This window comes from Clostridium sp. (assembly GCF_022482905.1).
Taxonomy (GTDB): domain Bacteria; phylum Bacillota; class Clostridia; order Clostridiales; family Clostridiaceae; genus Clostridium_B.
The window spans coordinates 1,378,777-1,396,359 of sequence record NZ_JAKVOI010000001.1; the positions used below are offsets into that span (position 1 = coordinate 1,378,777).

General features: G+C 34.4%; 18 protein-coding genes. All 18 read right to left on the reverse strand.

Going from position 1 to position 17,583, the window contains the following annotated elements:
• Positions 1-13 precede the first annotated feature (13 nt).
• The 18 genes from LKE46_RS06815 to rimP all read right to left on the reverse strand — a co-directional run bounded on the left by LKE46_RS06815 (position 14) and on the right by rimP (position 17,428).
• Positions 14-742, reverse strand: a complete 729-nt coding sequence (locus tag LKE46_RS06815; protein WP_291719671.1) for an amino acid ABC transporter ATP-binding protein — start codon at positions 740-742, stop codon at positions 14-16.
• A gap of 69 nt (positions 743-811) precedes the next feature.
• Positions 812-1,687: a substrate-binding periplasmic protein gene (locus tag LKE46_RS06820; protein WP_291719673.1), complete on the reverse strand. Its 876-nt coding sequence runs from the start codon at positions 1,685-1,687 to the stop codon at positions 812-814.
• Positions 1,688-2,149: 462 nt separating this feature from the next.
• Positions 2,150-3,415 (reverse strand): PucR family transcriptional regulator, encoded by a 1,266-nt coding sequence (locus LKE46_RS06825; protein ID WP_366843399.1) that lies wholly within the window; start codon positions 3,413-3,415, stop codon positions 2,150-2,152.
• A gap of 114 nt (positions 3,416-3,529) precedes the next feature.
• Positions 3,530-4,222, reverse strand: coding sequence for a ClpP family protease (locus LKE46_RS06830; RefSeq protein WP_291719675.1), 693 nt, complete (start codon positions 4,220-4,222; stop codon positions 3,530-3,532).
• Between the two features lie 74 nt (positions 4,223-4,296).
• Positions 4,297-5,502, reverse strand: a complete 1,206-nt coding sequence (gene dapG, locus LKE46_RS06835; protein WP_291719677.1) for an aspartate kinase — start codon at positions 5,500-5,502, stop codon at positions 4,297-4,299.
• An 88-nt stretch (positions 5,503-5,590) separates the two neighbouring features.
• On the reverse strand, positions 5,591-5,863 hold the full coding sequence (locus LKE46_RS06840) for a YlmC/YmxH family sporulation protein (protein ID WP_291719679.1): 273 nt from the start codon (positions 5,861-5,863) through the stop codon (positions 5,591-5,593).
• Positions 5,864-5,931: 68 nt separating this feature from the next.
• Entirely contained in the window at positions 5,932-7,230 is a 1,299-nt protein-coding gene (locus LKE46_RS06845) for a M16 family metallopeptidase (RefSeq protein WP_291719681.1), read from the reverse strand.
• Between the two features lie 82 nt (positions 7,231-7,312).
• Positions 7,313-9,484, reverse strand: a complete 2,172-nt coding sequence (locus tag LKE46_RS06850; RefSeq protein WP_291719683.1) for a polyribonucleotide nucleotidyltransferase — start codon at positions 9,482-9,484, stop codon at positions 7,313-7,315.
• A gap of 72 nt (positions 9,485-9,556) precedes the next feature.
• Positions 9,557-9,820 (reverse strand): 30S ribosomal protein S15, encoded by a 264-nt coding sequence (gene rpsO / locus LKE46_RS06855; protein ID WP_291719685.1) that lies wholly within the window; start codon positions 9,818-9,820, stop codon positions 9,557-9,559.
• Positions 9,821-9,951: 131 nt separating this feature from the next.
• Positions 9,952-10,878 carry a bifunctional riboflavin kinase/FAD synthetase gene (locus LKE46_RS06860; RefSeq protein ID WP_291719687.1) on the reverse strand — a complete coding sequence of 309 codons (927 nt, stop codon included), beginning with the start codon at positions 10,876-10,878 and terminating at the stop codon, positions 9,952-9,954.
• Positions 10,879-10,880: 2 nt separating this feature from the next.
• Positions 10,881-11,762 (reverse strand): tRNA pseudouridine(55) synthase TruB, encoded by an 882-nt coding sequence (truB, locus tag LKE46_RS06865; protein ID WP_291719689.1) that lies wholly within the window; start codon positions 11,760-11,762, stop codon positions 10,881-10,883.
• Positions 11,763-12,728 (reverse strand): DHH family phosphoesterase, encoded by a 966-nt coding sequence (locus tag LKE46_RS06870; protein WP_291719691.1) that lies wholly within the window; start codon positions 12,726-12,728, stop codon positions 11,763-11,765. It lies immediately after the preceding gene.
• A gap of 1 nt (position 12,729) precedes the next feature.
• Positions 12,730-13,080, reverse strand: a complete 351-nt coding sequence (rbfA, locus tag LKE46_RS06875; RefSeq protein ID WP_291719693.1) for a 30S ribosome-binding factor RbfA — start codon at positions 13,078-13,080, stop codon at positions 12,730-12,732.
• A gap of 51 nt (positions 13,081-13,131) precedes the next feature.
• Complete coding sequence (infB, locus tag LKE46_RS06880; protein ID WP_291719695.1) at positions 13,132-15,240, reverse strand: translation initiation factor IF-2; 2,109 nt, start codon at positions 15,238-15,240, stop codon at positions 13,132-13,134.
• A 17-nt stretch (positions 15,241-15,257) separates the two neighbouring features.
• The gene (locus LKE46_RS06885; RefSeq protein ID WP_291719697.1) at positions 15,258-15,578 is read right to left on the reverse strand and encodes a ribosomal L7Ae/L30e/S12e/Gadd45 family protein; all 321 of its coding nucleotides are present in this window, start codon (positions 15,576-15,578) and stop codon (positions 15,258-15,260) included.
• Positions 15,556-15,825 (reverse strand): RNase P modulator RnpM, encoded by a 270-nt coding sequence (gene rnpM / locus LKE46_RS06890; protein ID WP_291719699.1) that lies wholly within the window; start codon positions 15,823-15,825, stop codon positions 15,556-15,558. Before rnpM ends, LKE46_RS06885 begins: the two co-directional genes overlap by 23 nt.
• A 13-nt stretch (positions 15,826-15,838) precedes the next feature.
• Entirely contained in the window at positions 15,839-16,954 is a 1,116-nt protein-coding gene (gene nusA, locus LKE46_RS06895) for a transcription termination factor NusA (RefSeq protein ID WP_291719701.1), read from the reverse strand.
• 15 nt (positions 16,955-16,969) lie between these two features.
• Positions 16,970-17,428 carry a ribosome maturation factor RimP gene (gene rimP, locus LKE46_RS06900; protein ID WP_291719703.1) on the reverse strand — a complete coding sequence of 153 codons (459 nt, stop codon included), beginning with the start codon at positions 17,426-17,428 and terminating at the stop codon, positions 16,970-16,972.
• Between the last annotated feature and the right edge of the window lie 155 nt (positions 17,429-17,583).

Sequence of the window (17,583 nt, forward strand, 5' to 3'; positions counted from 1 at the left end):
AGAAATTGCTGTATTAGTTGTTTATTATTCTCGATAAAAATTGCTTTGTCCGCTCATTCTTCGGATTATTAAAAATCTCTTCCGGTATACCTTCTTCTACAATATATCCTTTATCCATAAAAATCACTCTATTTGCAACATCCCTTGCAAATGTCATCTCATGTGTAACGACTACCATGGTCATCCCTTCTTCTGCCAACTGCTTCATAACTGCAAGTACATCTCCTACCAGTTCCGGATCAAGAGCAGAAGTAGGTTCATCAAACAATAAAATATCAGGTTCCATAGCTAGTGCCCTTGCTATTGCAACTCTCTGCTGCTGGCCTCCAGATAAAACATTTGGATAAACATCGGCTTTATCCGCCAGTCCCACTTTATCCAGCAATTCCATTGCCTTGTCAACTGCTTCCTTCTTCTTTTTCTTTTTAGTCACAATAGGTGCCTCTATAATATTCTGCAATACCGTCTTTAATGGAAATAAGTTGAACCTTTGAAATACCATGCCCACTTTCTTTCTCAATTCTCTCACGCTAACAGATTTATCCAATATATTTTTACCCTCACAGTACATTTCGCCGCAGTTAGGGATTTCAAGCAAATTCATACATCTAAGGAAGGTACTCTTACCTGAGCCTGAGGGGCCAATAATACAGACTACCTCTCCCTTGCTAATTGTTAAGTTTATATTTTTCAAGACTTCTAAATCTCCAAAACTCTTTGCTAAATTATTCACTTTAAACATGCATTTCTCATTCCTTTCCTATATTCCATACGATATGGGGACAGTTATATCGTATGGAAATCATTCTTCTTAAGGATTTACTGTCTGTCCTTCCTTGACACCTACAAAATATTCTTCTGTCAAGCCATATTTTTTGAGGATTTTCATAACAGTACCATCTTCTTTCAACTCATCCAGTGCCTTATTCCACTCTGAAGCAAACTTCTTGTCATCAAGGGGTAATGCTGCACCAATCATACCGGAATATTTCATTTCATATGGAGAAAGCATCTTTGCCTTAATGCTCTTGTCTTGTGACAGCTTGTATGCAATAGCAACATTATCAACCATAACAGCATCTACTTTTTTAGAGGAAAGAGCTAAAAGTGCATCATTAATAGATGGATAAGTCTGTATATTTTTCATATATCCTTCTTTGACGTATTCCTCGGCTACTTTCACAAAGCCACTTCCCTGCTGCACTGCAATAGTAGCATTTTTAAAATCCTTCAAACTCTTGAATCCTGCATCCTGTGAAAACAATATGGCTTCTCCTTCTTTATAGTACACATTACTAAACAGTGCTGCCTTTTGTCTTTCCTTGGTAATATACATGGCAGATGAAACGACATCACAATTACCGTTTTTTAATTCAAGCAATAGGCTATTAAATGTTGCCTGCACAAACTGCACCTTATTAATCCCTAATTTTTTGGCAATAGCTGTTGTAATCTCTGCATCCACTCCTTTATATTGTTTTGTATCTACATCAATAAAACCAAATGGGGCAGTTCCAGTGCCTGCTACAACAATATAGCCTCTCTCTTTAATTTTTTTCAGTGTTTCAGACTCGCCACTATTTGTATTGCTCTTTGAATCATTGCCAGCAGTTGAACATCCTCCCAGAATAGTCATGGATAAAACAAATGCCAACATCAATACTGTAATTTTCTTAAATTTGTTCATTACTTTTCCTCCCTTGTATAATCTTTAATTTTCTTTAATATACTCACTTATTTTTAGATTTTTAAAATTGACAAAATAAAATTTATGGATATAATTTATATTTGTAAGATATACTGGAATTTTGATTCGGTCCGTATAAACAAAGTGTATATTATGGAAATACGTTTGGCAGTGGATTTTCATAATAGGTAAAGTACCTTAACTTTATGTGTTTTAGGATCGTCTTCTCTATTCCTGGTTTATGTCAAAATAATGTAATCTAAAAAACAAGTGGATAATCTATATTTAAAAAATTGATTATCAAATACAGTAAATGCTTGTAGATTATTAATTTATTGCTATGTTATTTGTGAAATTATTAAATAACATGTATATAATTTATCATATTATAATAGGAATTCATATGTCCACCGTGTACAAATATATATTGTCATATTTGTGCACACTTTTATATAAATATAATTAATTTCTAATTCTCAATAGTCTTAAAAATATGCCTATTCTCATGGAAAGTTTTATATTAAATACAGTTTCTTCATTTTTTAAATCGCAGTCCAGTATTTCCTCTATCCTTTTGATCCTGTATTTCATTGTATTTCTATGCAAATATAATTCTTCAGCGGTATTTCCCAAATTTCTATTATTTTTTAAATAGGCATCCAACGTTTTAACTAAATTTGAAGAATTTTTTTCATCATATTCCTTTAGCTTCATCAAATTTTCATCAAATAATCTTCTCATCTCTTTATATGAATTCATTTCAAAAAATAATCTGAATACACCAAGATCTTTATAATTTACAATACAATTATTCCTACTAAATTTCTTTGCTATCTCAAGTGACTTTCTCGCCTCCAAAATAACAGTTTTAAATTTTCCCAGCTCTTTACACATTCCTCCTATTCCTATACTTACCGTAATAGGTTTCGATTTTTCGTTGATTTCAGCTTTTATGGACTCTGCAATATGTATCATTTTACTTTCAACTGTATTATCATCTGCGCTTTTTTCATCCTTGTCCAAAGATACCATTATAAAAAAGGCATCACTTTGAACAACGCAAAAATATTTTCTGTTATTTTTATGTATTACTCCTTCAATAATAGCCTGAATTCTGCTTTTTATTTCAACAATAGTATTTTCATCATACAGCTCATTGCTTTTTAAAAATAAATTAAAATCATCAATATCAACTACCAGTGCACAATAATATGCATCTACATTATATCCATATAAAATAGCTCTGTTTAATATTTCATCAGTAATATCTATATTCTCAAAAATTATTTCCTTCATAAAATTATTCATGAACTGTTTTTGAGCATTCTTAGTAAAAATTGTCCTGCAGATATTTTGAGTTACATCTATAAGCCTTACCTGAAATGGCAATTCAAATATGGGGAAGTCAATCTTATTTGCAAGTTCTATTACTTTTTCAGGTGTTGATTTTATATAGGGTCCTACATTTATAACGAGTCCGGACAGTTTTCTCATATTTATATCATTAACAAATTTAAGCAGTTTCTCAACATTGTCTCCTATAGCAATACCTGTTATAAACAGAAGTTCTCCCCCTTTTACATAGTTGACCGCATCCGGTATTTCAATTACATGAACCCAGCTGATTATCCTGTCCAGTCCGCCGCTTCCCGCTACTATTTTCATTTCTTCAAGTCCAGGAAGATTCAATATACTTCTGCAGGTTACAAACATATTATTCATCTCCATAAAAAATTATGTATGTTAATTTTAATATTAATACCTGTTGAATATTATTAATTATATAAAATAAAGTACTATTTTATTATAATATAACAAAATAGTACATAAAACAATTACTTTCTATTTATTTTTATCATTTATAAGCTGATGCAGTTTCAAAATTGCCCTGCTTATTCCTCCCACCTCATCAATAAGTCCCTCATCTACTGCTTCTTTTCCTATAAGCATGGTCCCTACGTCATTTAACAGTTCATCAGTTTTTGACATCATTTCATGCAGCTTTTCTTCGGTAATATTTGATGTCCTGACTATAAATTCATTTATTCTGTCCTGTATCTTGTTAAAATACTCAAAAGTCTGATGTACACCTATTATCATTCCATTCATTCTCACAGGATGTACTATCATAGTTGCAGATGGCGAAATAAAGGAATAATCCGAACTTGTAGCCAGCGGCACCCCAATAGAATGGCCACCGCCTATTACCAGTGAAACAGTGGCCTTACTGAGACTGTTTATCATTTCAGCTATTGCAAGTCCTGCCTCCACATCTCCTCCCACGGTATTTAAAATTACAAGAACACCTTTTGTCTGCATGTTTTTTTCAATGGAAATAAGCTGTGGTATAACATGTTCATATTTTGTAGTCTTCGTCTGGGGAGGAAGTACTTCATGTCCCTCTATCTGTCCTATTATTGGCAGTATCTCAATCCCGTCTCTGGAGTCTTCAAGTGTCTCCCTTCCAAATTCCCTTATATTCTGTCTTCTATTTTCATCACCTGCTGAAGCTGTATTTTCTTCTTTATCTATCATAATATCTCCTCCATACTCAAAATGTGTATAGTATATTTTGTGCATAGGGGAAATTCAATATTCATTAAAACAATTTAATTTTTATTGAGGTTAAAGCCGCTGTGAAGTGCATTTATTGCCTTGTCTTCCATTCTGCTTTCCACAAGACACCATATTGTTGTGTGTGAATCTGCTGTCTGTAATACCTGTATATTCTCTCTTGAAAGTATTTTTAGTATCTTTGCCATTACCCCGGGAATTCCTCTCATTCCACTTCCTATAACTGCAATTTTTGTACAATCACTTATAAGTGAATACTTCAAGCCCAGATTTTCCATGACAATTTTGAAACTGTCAAGATCGCTTTCATCTATAGTGAATACTTTTTCCTTTGGAAATACATTTATCAGATCTATGCTTATTAAATTATTGGCCAGTTCATCCAGTATATTATAATAATTTTCATTATCGGCATTATTGCTGTGCTCCACTGTAACCTGAACTCTATTTTTCATGGAAGTTATTCCACTTATAAGCTTGTGTTGATTTTCCATGACGGAATTGCTGATTATAGTTCCCCTGCTGTTATTGAGGGTGTTTTTAATAACCAAAGGTATATTACTGTTCATGGCAAGTTTTACAGCCCTTGGATGTATAACCTTTGCCCCCTGGTCTGCAAGCTGGAACACTTCATTATAGCTTATTTCTTCAATCAAAGAAGCATCAGCTACTATCCTGGGATCTGCAGTCATTATTCCATCTACATCCGTATATATTTCTACACTCTCGGCATTCAGTGCATTTCCCAAAATCACTGCTGTAACATCACTCCCACCTCTTCCAAGAGTTGTCATAAAACCATTTTTAGTCATGCCCTGGAAACCGGCCACTACCGGAATTTTATCATCATCTATAATTCTATACAACTTTTCAGGGTTTACATCCGTTACCGATGCATCATTGTAATTGTCATCAGTAATTATAGATGCCTGTCCTCCCGTTACAGGGACAGCATTGAATCCCCTCTTTGAGATCTCATCTGACATGACCACAGTACTTATAATTTCCCCACAGCTCATTATCAGATCAGAAGCCAGCCTATTCTTATGTTTAAATTCACCGCTTATAAGAGAGAGAAGTGTGTCCGTGGCATAGGGCTGGCCCTTTCTTCCCATTGCCGATACTACAACTACAGGACTATATCCTCTTTTTTTTGCATCTATCACCCTGCCTGCAACATTTTCTCTTCTTTCATGCGTAGAAACAGAAGTTCCTCCGAATTTTTGAACCAATATCTTCATAATTTATCCCTCACTGTGTTACTCATTTTATAAAATTGATTTTACAATCATATATTCCTTACTATTTTATTCTCAAAAAGTTGAATTGTTAATGGGTTTTCTTCAAATTTTTTTCCTCTGCATCTATTATTATAGTTTTAGCACCTATTTTCTTAACACAATCCCAGGGTACTTCCATAAATTCATTTTTTCCGAAGATACCTAATTTTGATCTTGTATTATTCAAAAGCAGTATTTTCATGCTTCCATTTTCATCTATGATTATATCATTATTGCCAAGACAATTGAATCTTTCACCATCATTTACATTTATAATCTCATATCTTTCTATTTCACTGTAGAATTTTATATTATCGCTCAAAAAAACGCCCCCTTAAATCCATTGTATAATTTATATTAAATACTATGAATTTAAAGCAGGTGTTATTACTAAACCTCAGCACTATTTCCGAAATTAAATGGATTGCTACATTTATCAAGTAAATTCTCCACTATATCAATATCCACACTTTCACCTACTAATGCAGAATTTTTTATACCTTTTCCAAAGGTCTTATCCATTACCTCCCGCAATTTGCACTCATCAATTTTGTCTATCTTATCCATTATCTCCTTAGGAGTACTTACCTTGTTCAGAAATAATACGGATTTACCATTATTAAACATTCTGCTTGTGGTACTCTCCATTCCAAGTATGTAATTTCCCTTCAACTGCTCCTTTATCTTGTCAAGCTTTTTATTTCCAAGTCCATTCTCTACAAACTTGCTTATTTCCTCATTTATTATACTTACTGCATCATATATGTATTTCGGATTCAAACCTGTATATATGCTTATTGCACCTACATTGTTGAATGAAGAAATATAGGAATATATAGAGTAGCAAAGTGATTTTTCTTCTCTGATCTTTTGGAATAAAATAGAAGATGCGCCTCCCCCTAGTATGTTACTCAACAGAAGCAATGTATATAAATCATCATTTCCATTTTCTATTCCCTCTATTCCAAGTGTCAGATGTATCTGTTCTATGTTTTTTTTTCTAAAAAGATGATTGTTTTGAAATTCAGGTGTTGAATATGTAAAATTCTCTATACCATCATTGTTCCAGCGTCCAAAATACTCCTCTACTATATCCTCAATGCTGTTCAAGTCAAATTTGCCGCATATGGATATAATGGAATTTTCCGGTGTATAATGACGGTGTATATAATCAAGGAGTTGCTTTCTATCAAATGACATGACATTTTCTCTCGTACCCAGTATTGGATATGATATTGAATCCTCTCCCCATATTGCCTTGCTGTGCAAGTCGGAAAGCACTTCTTCAGGTGAATCCTCTTCCATATTTATTTCTTCAATTACGACACTCTTTTCTCTTTCCATGTCATCATGGGAAAACCTGCTATTGAATATCATGTCCGATATAACATCAAGGGCCAATCTCAAGTGGGAATCCAGTACTTTTACATAAAAACATGTAGCTTCCCTGCCTGTAAAAGCATTTATCTGTCCGCCGACTTCTTCTACACACTCAGCAATATCGAAGGCGCTCCTGTTTTCAGTACCTTTAAAAAACATGTGTTCTATAAAATGTGATATTCCATTTTCAGATATACTCTCGTTTCGAGATCCATTTTTGACCCATAGACCTACACTCACTGAATTCACATAACCTATGTCTTCTACGACTACTCTCAATCCATTATTCAGCTTGAATATCTTATACATGGATTACACTCCTTTATAAATTTATATTTTTTAAATAAGCCAATTGAAAGAAAATAAAAAGGCACTTGAGCCCTTCTATTTTTTATTCCTCTTTTATTTCCTTTTTTTCAGAATCCTTTTTTTCAGAATCCTTTTTTTCAGAATCCTTTATTGCATCTTTTCTTGAAAGATTTACTCTTCCCTGATTATCTATTTCTATTACTTTCACGAGTATTTCATCACCTATTGAAACTATATCTTCAACTTTATTAACTCTCTTGAAATCAAGTTTTGATATATGAACGAGTCCCTCTCTGCCCGGAAGTATCTCGACAAAAGCGCCGAAGTTGGTAATCTTGGTTACCTTTCCCAGATAAATTTCCCCTACTTTTACTTCCCTTGTCAGATCATCTATCATCTTCAATGCCTTCCTGTCTGCAGCTACATCATCTGACATGACAAATATTTTTCCATCTTCTTTTATGTCTATTTTCACACCGGTTTCAGCAATGATTTTGTTTATGATCTTGCCTCCTGCTCCTATTACATCCCTTATCTTGTCAGGATCTATATTTGTGGTAAAAGTCTTTGGAGCATATTCTGAAAGGTCTTTCCTAGGTTCTTTTATACAAGCATCAATTTTTTCAAGTATGAACAATCTTGCCGTTCTAGCTCTGTATAAAGTCTCCTCTATACACTTCAATGAAAGTCCATGTATCTTTGTATCAAACTGAATGGCAGTTATTCCTGCTTCAGTTCCTCCAACTTTAAAATCCATGTCTCCAAAGAAGTCCTCTATTCCCTGTATATCTGTCAATATCTTTTCCTGTGATAAATCATCACTTGTTACAAGTCCAATAGCTATCCCTGCAGCAGGCCTTTTAATTGGAACTCCTGCATCCAAAAGCGCCAGGGTACTTGCACATATACTTGCCTGTGAAGTCGATCCATTTGAACTCAAAACTTCCGATACAAGTCTTATTGTATATGGGAATTCTTCTTCAGGTGGAATAAGCGGTATAAGCGCTTTTTCTGCCAATGCTCCATGTCCAATCTCTCTTCTTCCCGGCCCTCTAAGAGGTCTTGTTTCACCTGTACTATAGGAAGGGAAATTATAATGGTGTATATATCGTTTCGAATCTTCGGAACTTATCCCATCCAGCACCTGGGCATCTCCCAGTGCTCCAAGGGTTGCAACAGTAAGAACCTGAGTCAGTCCTCTTGTAAATAATCCCGTACCATGAGTTCTAGGTAAAATTGAAACTTCACAGCTTATAGGCCTTATTTCGTCAAATTTTCTTTCATCCGGTCTTCTGTTTTCGTTCAGGATCATGTTTCTTACTATTTCCTTTTGAAGTCTGTATAATATGTCTGCAATATCACTTTTGATATCACCTTCATAATCCGGATGGGAATTTTTGAACTTGTCATCTTTAGTAAACTCATCGCTTAATTTTTCCTTCACTTCATCCAATGCTCTATTTCTTTCATCTTTATCAGTTATATACATTGCCTTCTTTACCATATCAAAGGAAAAATCTCTAACTTCTTTTTCAAGGACTTCATCCACTTTATACAATTCCGGAATATCCTTTTTCTTTCCATATTTGTTCATCACTTCTTCTTGGAATAAAGCTATTTTTTTACACTCTTCAAATCCAAACTTTATAGCTTCATACATCACAGCCTCAGGTATTTCGTCTCCTCCGGCTTCAACCATCATTACCCTGTCCTTGGTTGCACATACAGTGAGATTCAGTGTACTCTTTTCTCTTTCTTCAAGCTTGGGATTTATTACAAAGTTTTCATCTACTATTCCAACAGAAACGGCTCCAACCGGAGTATTGAATGGAATGCTCGACAGGCATAGTGCAAGAGATGCTCCATTTATAGCGAGTATGTCAGGCTGGTTGTCTTGTTCTACGGACAGTATCGTACATACTACCTGAACGTCATTTCTATATCCTTTGGGGAACAGCGGCCTAAGTGGTCTGTCTATTGCCCTCGCATGCAGTATTGCTTTATCAGTAGGCTTACCTTCCCTTTTTATAAAACCTCCCGGAATTTTTCCAACAGAATACAATCTTTCTTCATATTCTATACTTAACGGGAAAAAGTCAATTCCGTCCCTTGGCTTATCAGAAGAATTTGCGTTTACCAAAACAACAGTATCGCCATAACTTATTAAAATAGCACAGTTAGAAAGCATTCCAACCTTGCCATAATCAACTTTTAAAGTCCTTCCTGCAACTGTAGTTTGAAAAATTTCACTCATTGAATTACCTCCTTTACGATCCAATCACAATAACCTTTAAAATAATAGAGCGGTTCAGAGCCGCTCTTAAAGTTATTTTCTTAAATTTAATTCTTTTATAATAGCACGATATCTTTCAATATCCTGTTTAATTAAATAATTAAGAAGGCCCCTTCTCTTACCAACCATCATTAAAAGACCTCTTCTTGAATGATGATCTTTCTTGTGAATCTTCAAATGCTCGTTCAAATGATTGATTCTGTTGGTAAGAAGTGCAATTTGTACTTCAGGTGATCCTGTATCACCTTCATGTCTTGCATACTTCTTCATTATTTCATCTTTAACTGCCTTTTCCATTTTTGTAACACCTCCAAATTGTTAATCCCCTCTATTCCAAGAAAACCGTCGGCAAGTCGAATTCCTTAGCATAGGGATCACGTCTGTAATTATAGCAAATAAAACTACTATTGTAAATTAATTTTCAAAAATTAAATTTTTAAGCTTTTACTATATGCATAGTCTCTGTCATGCTCCAACTGTTTTATCAATCCATCCAAAGTTTTAAACTTGATCTCATCTCTAATTCTCTCTATAAAATATATACTAAGCTTTTTATCATATACATCACCGCTGAAATCCAGAATATTTGTTTCAACACTTAGGGCATTGTCATTGGTAGTAGGATTATATCCTACGTTTGTTATCCCTCTGTAATATTTACTATTCAATTTTACAATAGTAAAATACACACCTTCTTTTGGTACGAGGAATTTTTTGTTAAAGCTTATATTTGCCGTTGGAAACCCAAGTTTCTTTCCAAGATGCTTTCCCTGAATTACAGATCCACACATCATAAAAGGCCTTGTAAGCATATCTCTCGCCCTCTTCATATCTCCCATTTCAGATATTGTCTCTCTTATAAGTGAACTGGATACAGTTTTGTCTTCATATTTTACTGGTGGAATTACATCCAGAGAAAATCCATATTTCAGGCTCAATTTTCGCAGCAAATTTATATTTCCCATATTTTTATAGCCAAATTTGTAATTGAATCCTACTACAATTCCAAGAGCATTGTAATTTTTAATCAGGTTTACCACGAAATCCTCCGAACTCATTTTCATAAATTCACTGTTGAAATTGGCCATATTTATTATGTCCAATCCAGTATTTTTTAATACCTCAAGCTTGTTTTCATTGCTCATCAGTATCTTGGGCCCTGCATTCTTATTGATTACCGCCCTCGGATGGAATTTGAAAGTAAATACCATACTCTTTGCATTATTTTTTTTTGCAAGATCTATTGCTTTTTCCACAAGCCTCATATGACCAAGATGAAGGCCATCAAAGCTTCCCAGAGCTATATACGTTTTTTCTTCTAAATATGTTTTAAAATTATCCTCTATAACTATCATGGTTAATTACCCCGAATCAATAACTTTATCATTTTAAATCCAATATCTTTTTTATTCATGCCAATGCCAATAAAATTATTTTCACCTATATAGACCTTATATAGTATATTTTCTTCCACTTTGTTTAAAAAATTTTTATCATGTATTATAATACCATTTAATACGTGTTTTTCAAATTGCGCTCCTACATGTAGAGAAGGATATCTGGACAGTACATCTTCCATCGGAATTAAATATTTAAAAATACTGTCTTTATCCAGTTCTGAAATAGGAACTGATTCCAAAATGTCAAATTTACCTGTATGGGTTCTCACAAGGTCCCACATAGTACCTCCACATCCAAGCTTGCATCCGATATCATGACAAAGACTTCTTATATAAGTGCCTTTGGAACATTTTACCTTAATTGTAACATAAGGCAATTTCAATTCTAGTATTTCCATATTATGTATAACAATATTTCTGCTCTTTCGTTCAATTTCTATACCCTTCCTCGCAAGCTCATACAATCTTCTGCCATTCACCTTGAGTGCAGAGTACATCGGAGGTACCTGCTGTATATTTCCCACAAAACTCATAACTGCGTTTTCTACTTCATCTCTACTTGCATCTACCCTTTTTTCGGAAAGTATCTTCCCATACTTATCATAGGTATCTGTTTCAATTCCAAGTTTCAATCTGGCAATATATATCTTCTCATCCTTCATTATGTAATCCACCAATTTTGTAGCATGACCAATACATATTGGGAGTACCCCTGAAGCTCCAGGATCAAGAGTTCCTGCATGACCAACTTTTTTTGTACCTGAAACAGCTCTTACACTTTTGACTACATCAAAGGAAGACATTCCCACAGGTTTGTTTATGTTTAAAATACCGTCCATCTACACCATCTCTTTTTTTATTTCACCAACTATCAAATTATCAGCTTCATCTATATTTATTCCATCAAGTTCAAGTCCTGCAGCTCTTATATGTCCCCCGCCATCAAACTTTTCGGCAATTTTTCTCACATCCACGGTTTCTTTTGATCTTAAACTCACTTTTATTCTTCCTTCATCTGATTCCTTGAGCATTACTGATACTTCCACCCCTTCAATTTGAAGTCCCAAATTAACTATATCATGGGTATCAATATCTGCATCCTGAACAGTATCATGAATCATCTTCTTTGTAACTTTTATTACGCTTATACTATTATCCACAAGTTTCATATTTTCAATTGCAATACCGCACAACTTAATTTTTCCAAATTCCTTGTTGTCAAATATAATTCTATGGATTTTGCCGAAATCAAATCCCGTATCTATAAGATTTCCTGCAATTAGATGAGTCTTTTTCGTAGTGGATGGATACTTGAAAGAACCAGTATCAGTAATCAAAGCTGTATACAGACATTTCGCAATATCACGGTCTATGTCCACGTCTAATCCCTTCAACATGTCATATACAATTTCGGCCACAGCCGCAGCTTTTGTATCCACATAGTTAAAGTCTCCATAATATTCATTTGTAAGATGATGATCCACATTTATTATTTTATAGCTTTTATCTTCAAATTTCAATTTTGCATTTATTCTCTTTTTGTCTCCACAGTCCAGGACTATGACAACTTCAACATTGGATTTGATATCAGAAGTATTACCGTCTATTATGCTGGAACAAGGAAGAAATTTAAAATCTTTTGGTACTTCATCCATTGAAATCAATTCCACTTCTTTTCCAATGTTTTTTAATCCTTGAAACAGCGCCAGTGAACTTCCGATAGAATCACCATCTGGAGATTTGTGAAAAGTAATAGCCAGCCTATCACTTTTCCTTATCTCCTCAAGTATATTATCCATTGTCATTTTACTCATGCTCCTTTATTTTTCTTAGAAGCTCATCTATGTGCATTCCCTGCTCTATGCTGTTATCCAGTTCTATAATTATCTCCGGAGTATTTCTCAGTCTAATTCTATGCCCGACTTCTCTTCTTATAAAACCGGATGAATTTTTTAGAGCTTCCAGGGTTTCATTTTTTGACCTGGTATTTCCATATAAACTTACATATACTTTAGCATAGCTCAAATCTCTTGTAACTTCAACCTTTGTAACACTCACCATTGCTGTAATTCTAGGATCCTTTACATCTTCCCTTATTATATTGCTTATTTCCTTCTTCATCTCTTCATTTATTCTACCATTTCTGTACTTAGACATAAAATATCACCCTCCATATTCAGCGCAAAACATCAGTGCACAAATTACATTCTAAAGTTCTTTCTTTTTCACTTCTTCAATAATATAGGTCTCTATTATATCTCCCTCTTTTATATCATTGAACTTTTCCACTGAAATTCCGCATTCAAATCCCTGTGGAACCTCTTTGGCATCATCCTTGAATCTTTTTAGAGATGCAAGCTGTGATTCAAATATGACTATACCGTCTCTTATTATTCTCACATTGCTGTTTCTGACTATTTTTCCATCAAGTACGTAACATCCTGCAATGGTTCCTATGCTGGATATTTTATATATCTGTCGCACTTCAGCTTTTCCGGTTACATTTTCTTTGTAATCAGGTTCAAGCATTCCAAGCATTGCGGATTTTACATCTTCTATAGCCGTATAAATTACCCTATATGTCTTTATATCCACAGCTTCTTTCTCTGCAGCCTTTTCTGCATTACTGTCAGGCCTTACATTAAATCCTATTATAATTGCATTTGATGCGGACGCCAGGCTTACATCAGTTTCCGTTATGGCTCCAACGGCTCCATGTATTACTCTTACCTTGACTTCTTCAGTTGAAAGTTTCTGTAGTGACTGTCTCAAAGCCTCTATAGATCCTTGGACATCGGCCTTTACAATTATATTCAATTCCTTTACTTTTCCTTCTTTTATCTGATTGTATAAGTCTTCGAGGGATACTTTATGAGTTGATTGAAGGTACTCCTCCCTTACTTTCTGTTTTCTTCTGTCTGCCAGTTCTCTTGCAGTTTTTTCATCTTTTACCTGATGGAATCTGTCTCCAGCTGAGGGTACTTCTGATAATCCAAGTATTTCAACCGGTATAGACGGCCCTGCGGATTTAATATTTTTACCTTTGTCATCAAACATAGCTCTTATTCTTCCATAAGTAGTTCCAACTATTATCGAATCTCCAACTCTCAGAGTTCCATTTTGAACAAGCAGTGTTGCAACAGGTCCTCTTCCCTTATCCAATTTTGCTTCGATTACAGCTCCCTTGGCATTTCTATTTGGATTTGCTTTTAATTCCTGAACTTCAGCTGTCAAAAGTACCATTTCAAGGAGAGTATCCAACCCCTCTTTGGTATGTGCAGAAACTGGAACGCATATAGTATCCCCACCCCAGTCTTCCGGTGTAATACCATATTCGGTAAGTTCCTGTTTTACTCTGTCAGGATTTGCTCCTGGTCTGTCTATTTTATTTATAGCTACAACTATAGGTACATTTGCAGCTTTACAGTGATTTATTGCCTCCACAGTCTGCGGCATTATACCGTCATCTGCAGCAACTACAAGTATGACTATATCGGTGATTTGAGCTCCTCTTGCCCTCATGGCGGTAAAAGCTTCGTGGCCCGGAGTATCCAAAAATGTTATCTTCTCTCCATTTATATTTACAGTATAGGCACCTATATGCTGAGTTATTCCGCCGGCTTCATGTGTTGTTACCTTTGATTTCCTAATAGCATCCAAAAGCGACGTTTTACCATGATCAACATGACCCATTACCGTTACTACAGGCGGTTTTTTATCCAGATTTTCCTCATTGTCATCGTCTTCCTCCTGCTCCACTGCTTCTTTGTCAATATCCCTTTCTTTTTTCATTAAAATGACATTGAACTTTTCTCCTAATTTTTCTGCTGTAGAAAAATCTATTTCCTGATTTATCGCTGCCATTACACCCATGAATATAAGCTGTTTTATGACTTCTGTAGATGACTTTCCGATCTTCTCTGATAATTCTTTTACAGTTATTGTATCATCAATTTCTATTATCTTTTCTTCTTCATCTTCTCCAGAATTCTTTTTATTATCACCATCATCCTGTGTATTATTTTGAGATTTACTCTTGTATTTTCCCTTTGACCTGTTAGATTTGCTCTTTTTGGTAGAATCTTTTTGAACTGAAGGAATTTTATCCTTTACTTCCTCCTTCTCTTCTACTAGCTCCTCTTCTTTTTTATCATCCTTCTCAGAAAAGAATTCCTTTATAAGTTCCGCATCCTCTTCTTCTATAACACTCATATGATTTTTTACAGTTACACTAAATTCTTCAGAAAGAATTTCAATCAGTTCCTTGCTTGTAATATTTAATTCTTTAGCCAATTCATAAACTCTTATCTTTGACAAATATTTCACCCCCAAAATCAAGTTTGTACCTTATAAATATCTATAAGTTTTTCACTTATATTTTTATCCGTAATGCCAATCACCTTTATTGTCTGTTGTCCCACTGCGCATCCAAGTTCCTTTTCAGAGTACCTTTTTATTATCTTTATATTATATTTATTGCCATAATTTAAAAATTTATTTAAAGTGTTGCAAGAAACATCTTCAGACAATATTATGAGACGTATATTACGTTTTTTTATGCTTTGTTCACATTTATTATATCCTTCCAGAACCTTCCCTGCACGCTTGGCAATACCTAGAAATTGTAAGAAATTATCTTTCATTCTGTATTTCATCCTTTAATTTATTATAAAGTTCATTATCTATATCAGCTTCGAGATTTTTCTGGAGCCTCTTATTTTTAAATGCCTTCTCCAGGCACATGATATCCTTGCAGATATACGCTCCTCTGCCGTTCTTCTTACCGGTAAGATCTACAAAGACCTCTCCTTCTTTATTTCTTACAACTCTTATGAGTTCCCTTTTGGGTTTCATTTCCATACATCCAAGACACATTCTCTGTGGTATTTTTTTCTTTTTCATAAATCACACCACCTTACTTTATAATATGATTTTCTACGCCTTCATCTTCACTCTCTTCTATTTTACCATTACTTTCATCCAATTTCTTTATCTGCGATTTGCTCTTTATGTCAATTTTCCAACCTGTAAGCTTTGCAGCCAACCTTACATTCTGCCCTTCCTTTCCTATTGCAAGAGACAACTGGTCATCATCTACTATAATTTGTGCAAATTTACTGTCCTCATCCAGCTGCACATCTAAAACCCTGGCAGGACTAAGTGCATTTGATATATACTCTTCTGGAAGTTTGCTCCACTTTATTATATCTATTTTTTCATTTTTGAGTTCATTTACTATGCTCTGTACTCTTGCTCCTTTAGGACCTACACAAGCTCCCATGGGATCAACATTTTCATCGTTGGAATGTACAGCAATCTTTGTCCTCGAACCTGCTTCCCTTGCAATGGATTTTATATCCACTATACCATCGAATATTTCCGGTACCTCCAGCTCAAACAATCTCTTTATGAGTCCTGGATGAGTCCTGGATATGACAATTTGAGCACCTTTTGTAGTATTTTTAACCTCCACTATATACAGTTTAATTCTATCGTTATAATTATACCTTTCACCCGGCATCTGCTCATTAGGGCCAAGTACTGCTTCTGTTTTTCCAAGATCTATAAGCACATTGTTTTTATCTTTTCTAATTACTACTCCTGTTATTATGTCATCTTCTTTTTCTGCAAAATCATTGTATATTATCCGTCTTTCTTCTTCTTTTATTCTCTGGACTACAACCTGTTTTGCAGCTTGTGCGGCAACTCTTCCAAATTTTCTGGGAGTCACTTCTATACTTACCAGATCACCAAGTTCATATTTTGCATCTATTGATTTCGCATCCTCAAGTGATATTTCATTTATATCATCTTCCGGAGATTCCACTACTGTTTTCTGTGAATATACATGTATTTCTCCATTTTCTCTGTCCATAGTAACTTTTACACTTTGATTTCCGCTACCGCGCACAACATAATTTTTCTTGTAAGCTGCTACTAGTGCATCTTCTATAGTGGTAAACAGCAAATCTTTACTTATTCCCTTTTCTTTTACTATCTCTTTCAAGGCCTCTATAAATTCCTGATTCATTTTCATTACCTCCCCTTAGAAATTGACCTTTAAACTAACATCGGAAATTTTATTTCTCGGAATATCAATACTCTGAAATTCAGTTTTTAATTTCAATTCCTCAGAATTAAAATCAAGAAGTTCTCCTTCATATTCTTTCTTTCCATTAAGCAGTCCAGCTATATTGACTCTTACCATATTTCCTATATACCTCTTGAAATGTTCATCAGTATAAAGTTTTCTCTCTATTCCCGGTGAAGATACCTCAAGATAATAAGAAAAACTTATTGGATCCTTCTCGTCCAGAATACTGCTTACAGCCCTGCTCACTTTTTCACAGTCATCCAGAGATATATTGCTATCCTGCTTATCTATATATATTCTCAAATAATTCTCGTTTTCCTCCTTTACCAGTTCTAAATAATACAATTCATAATTTAGACTTTCTACCAGAGGATCTATCAATTTATGAAGTTTATTTATAAGGTTATTCATATCTTACTTCCTCCTCAATACATAGTTTAAACAATTTGATTTAAAAAGATGTTAACAGCTATAATAAAAACGCAACTTATGCTGCGTTTTTGCATTTTTACAAATAGAAAGAGTGGGCTAAAACCCACTCTGCAATTAAACAAGCTTCCGTAAAA

Coding starts and splice junctions, on each gene's coding strand:
- LKE46_RS06815 (WP_291719671.1), bottom strand. CDS start 742: ATGTTTAAAGTGAATAATTTAGCAAAGAGTTTTGGAGATTTAGAAGTC.
- LKE46_RS06820 (WP_291719673.1), bottom strand. CDS start 1,687: ATGAACAAATTTAAGAAAATTACAGTATTGATGTTGGCATTTGTTTTA.
- LKE46_RS06825 (WP_366843399.1), bottom strand. CDS start 3,415: ATGGAGATGAATAATATGTTTGTAACCTGCAGAAGTATATTGAATCTT.
- LKE46_RS06830 (WP_291719675.1), bottom strand. CDS start 4,222: ATGATAGATAAAGAAGAAAATACAGCTTCAGCAGGTGATGAAAATAGA.
- dapG (WP_291719677.1), bottom strand. CDS start 5,502: ATGAAGATATTGGTTCAAAAATTCGGAGGAACTTCTGTTTCTACGCAT.
- LKE46_RS06845 (WP_291719681.1), bottom strand. CDS start 7,230: ATGTATAAGATATTCAAGCTGAATAATGGATTGAGAGTAGTCGTAGAA.
- LKE46_RS06850 (WP_291719683.1), bottom strand. CDS start 9,484: ATGAGTGAAATTTTTCAAACTACAGTTGCAGGAAGGACTTTAAAAGTT.
- rpsO (WP_291719685.1), bottom strand. CDS start 9,820: ATGGAAAAGGCAGTTAAAGATGAAATAATGAAGAAGTATGCAAGACAT.
- LKE46_RS06860 (WP_291719687.1), bottom strand. CDS start 10,878: ATGATAGTTATAGAGGATAATTTTAAAACATATTTAGAAGAAAAAACG.
- truB (WP_291719689.1), bottom strand. CDS start 11,762: ATGGACGGTATTTTAAACATAAACAAACCTGTGGGAATGTCTTCCTTT.
- LKE46_RS06870 (WP_291719691.1), bottom strand. CDS start 12,728: ATGACAATGGATAATATACTTGAGGAGATAAGGAAAAGTGATAGGCTG.
- rbfA (WP_291719693.1), bottom strand. CDS start 13,080: ATGTCTAAGTACAGAAATGGTAGAATAAATGAAGAGATGAAGAAGGAA.
- LKE46_RS06885 (WP_291719697.1), bottom strand. CDS start 15,578: ATGAAATACAGAATGAAAGATAATTTCTTACAATTTCTAGGTATTGCC.
- rnpM (WP_291719699.1), bottom strand. CDS start 15,825: ATGAAAAAGAAAAAAATACCACAGAGAATGTGTCTTGGATGTATGGAA.
- nusA (WP_291719701.1), bottom strand. CDS start 16,954: ATGAATCAGGAATTTATAGAGGCCTTGAAAGAGATAGTAAAAGAAAAG.
- rimP (WP_291719703.1), bottom strand. CDS start 17,428: ATGAATAACCTTATAAATAAACTTCATAAATTGATAGATCCTCTGGTA.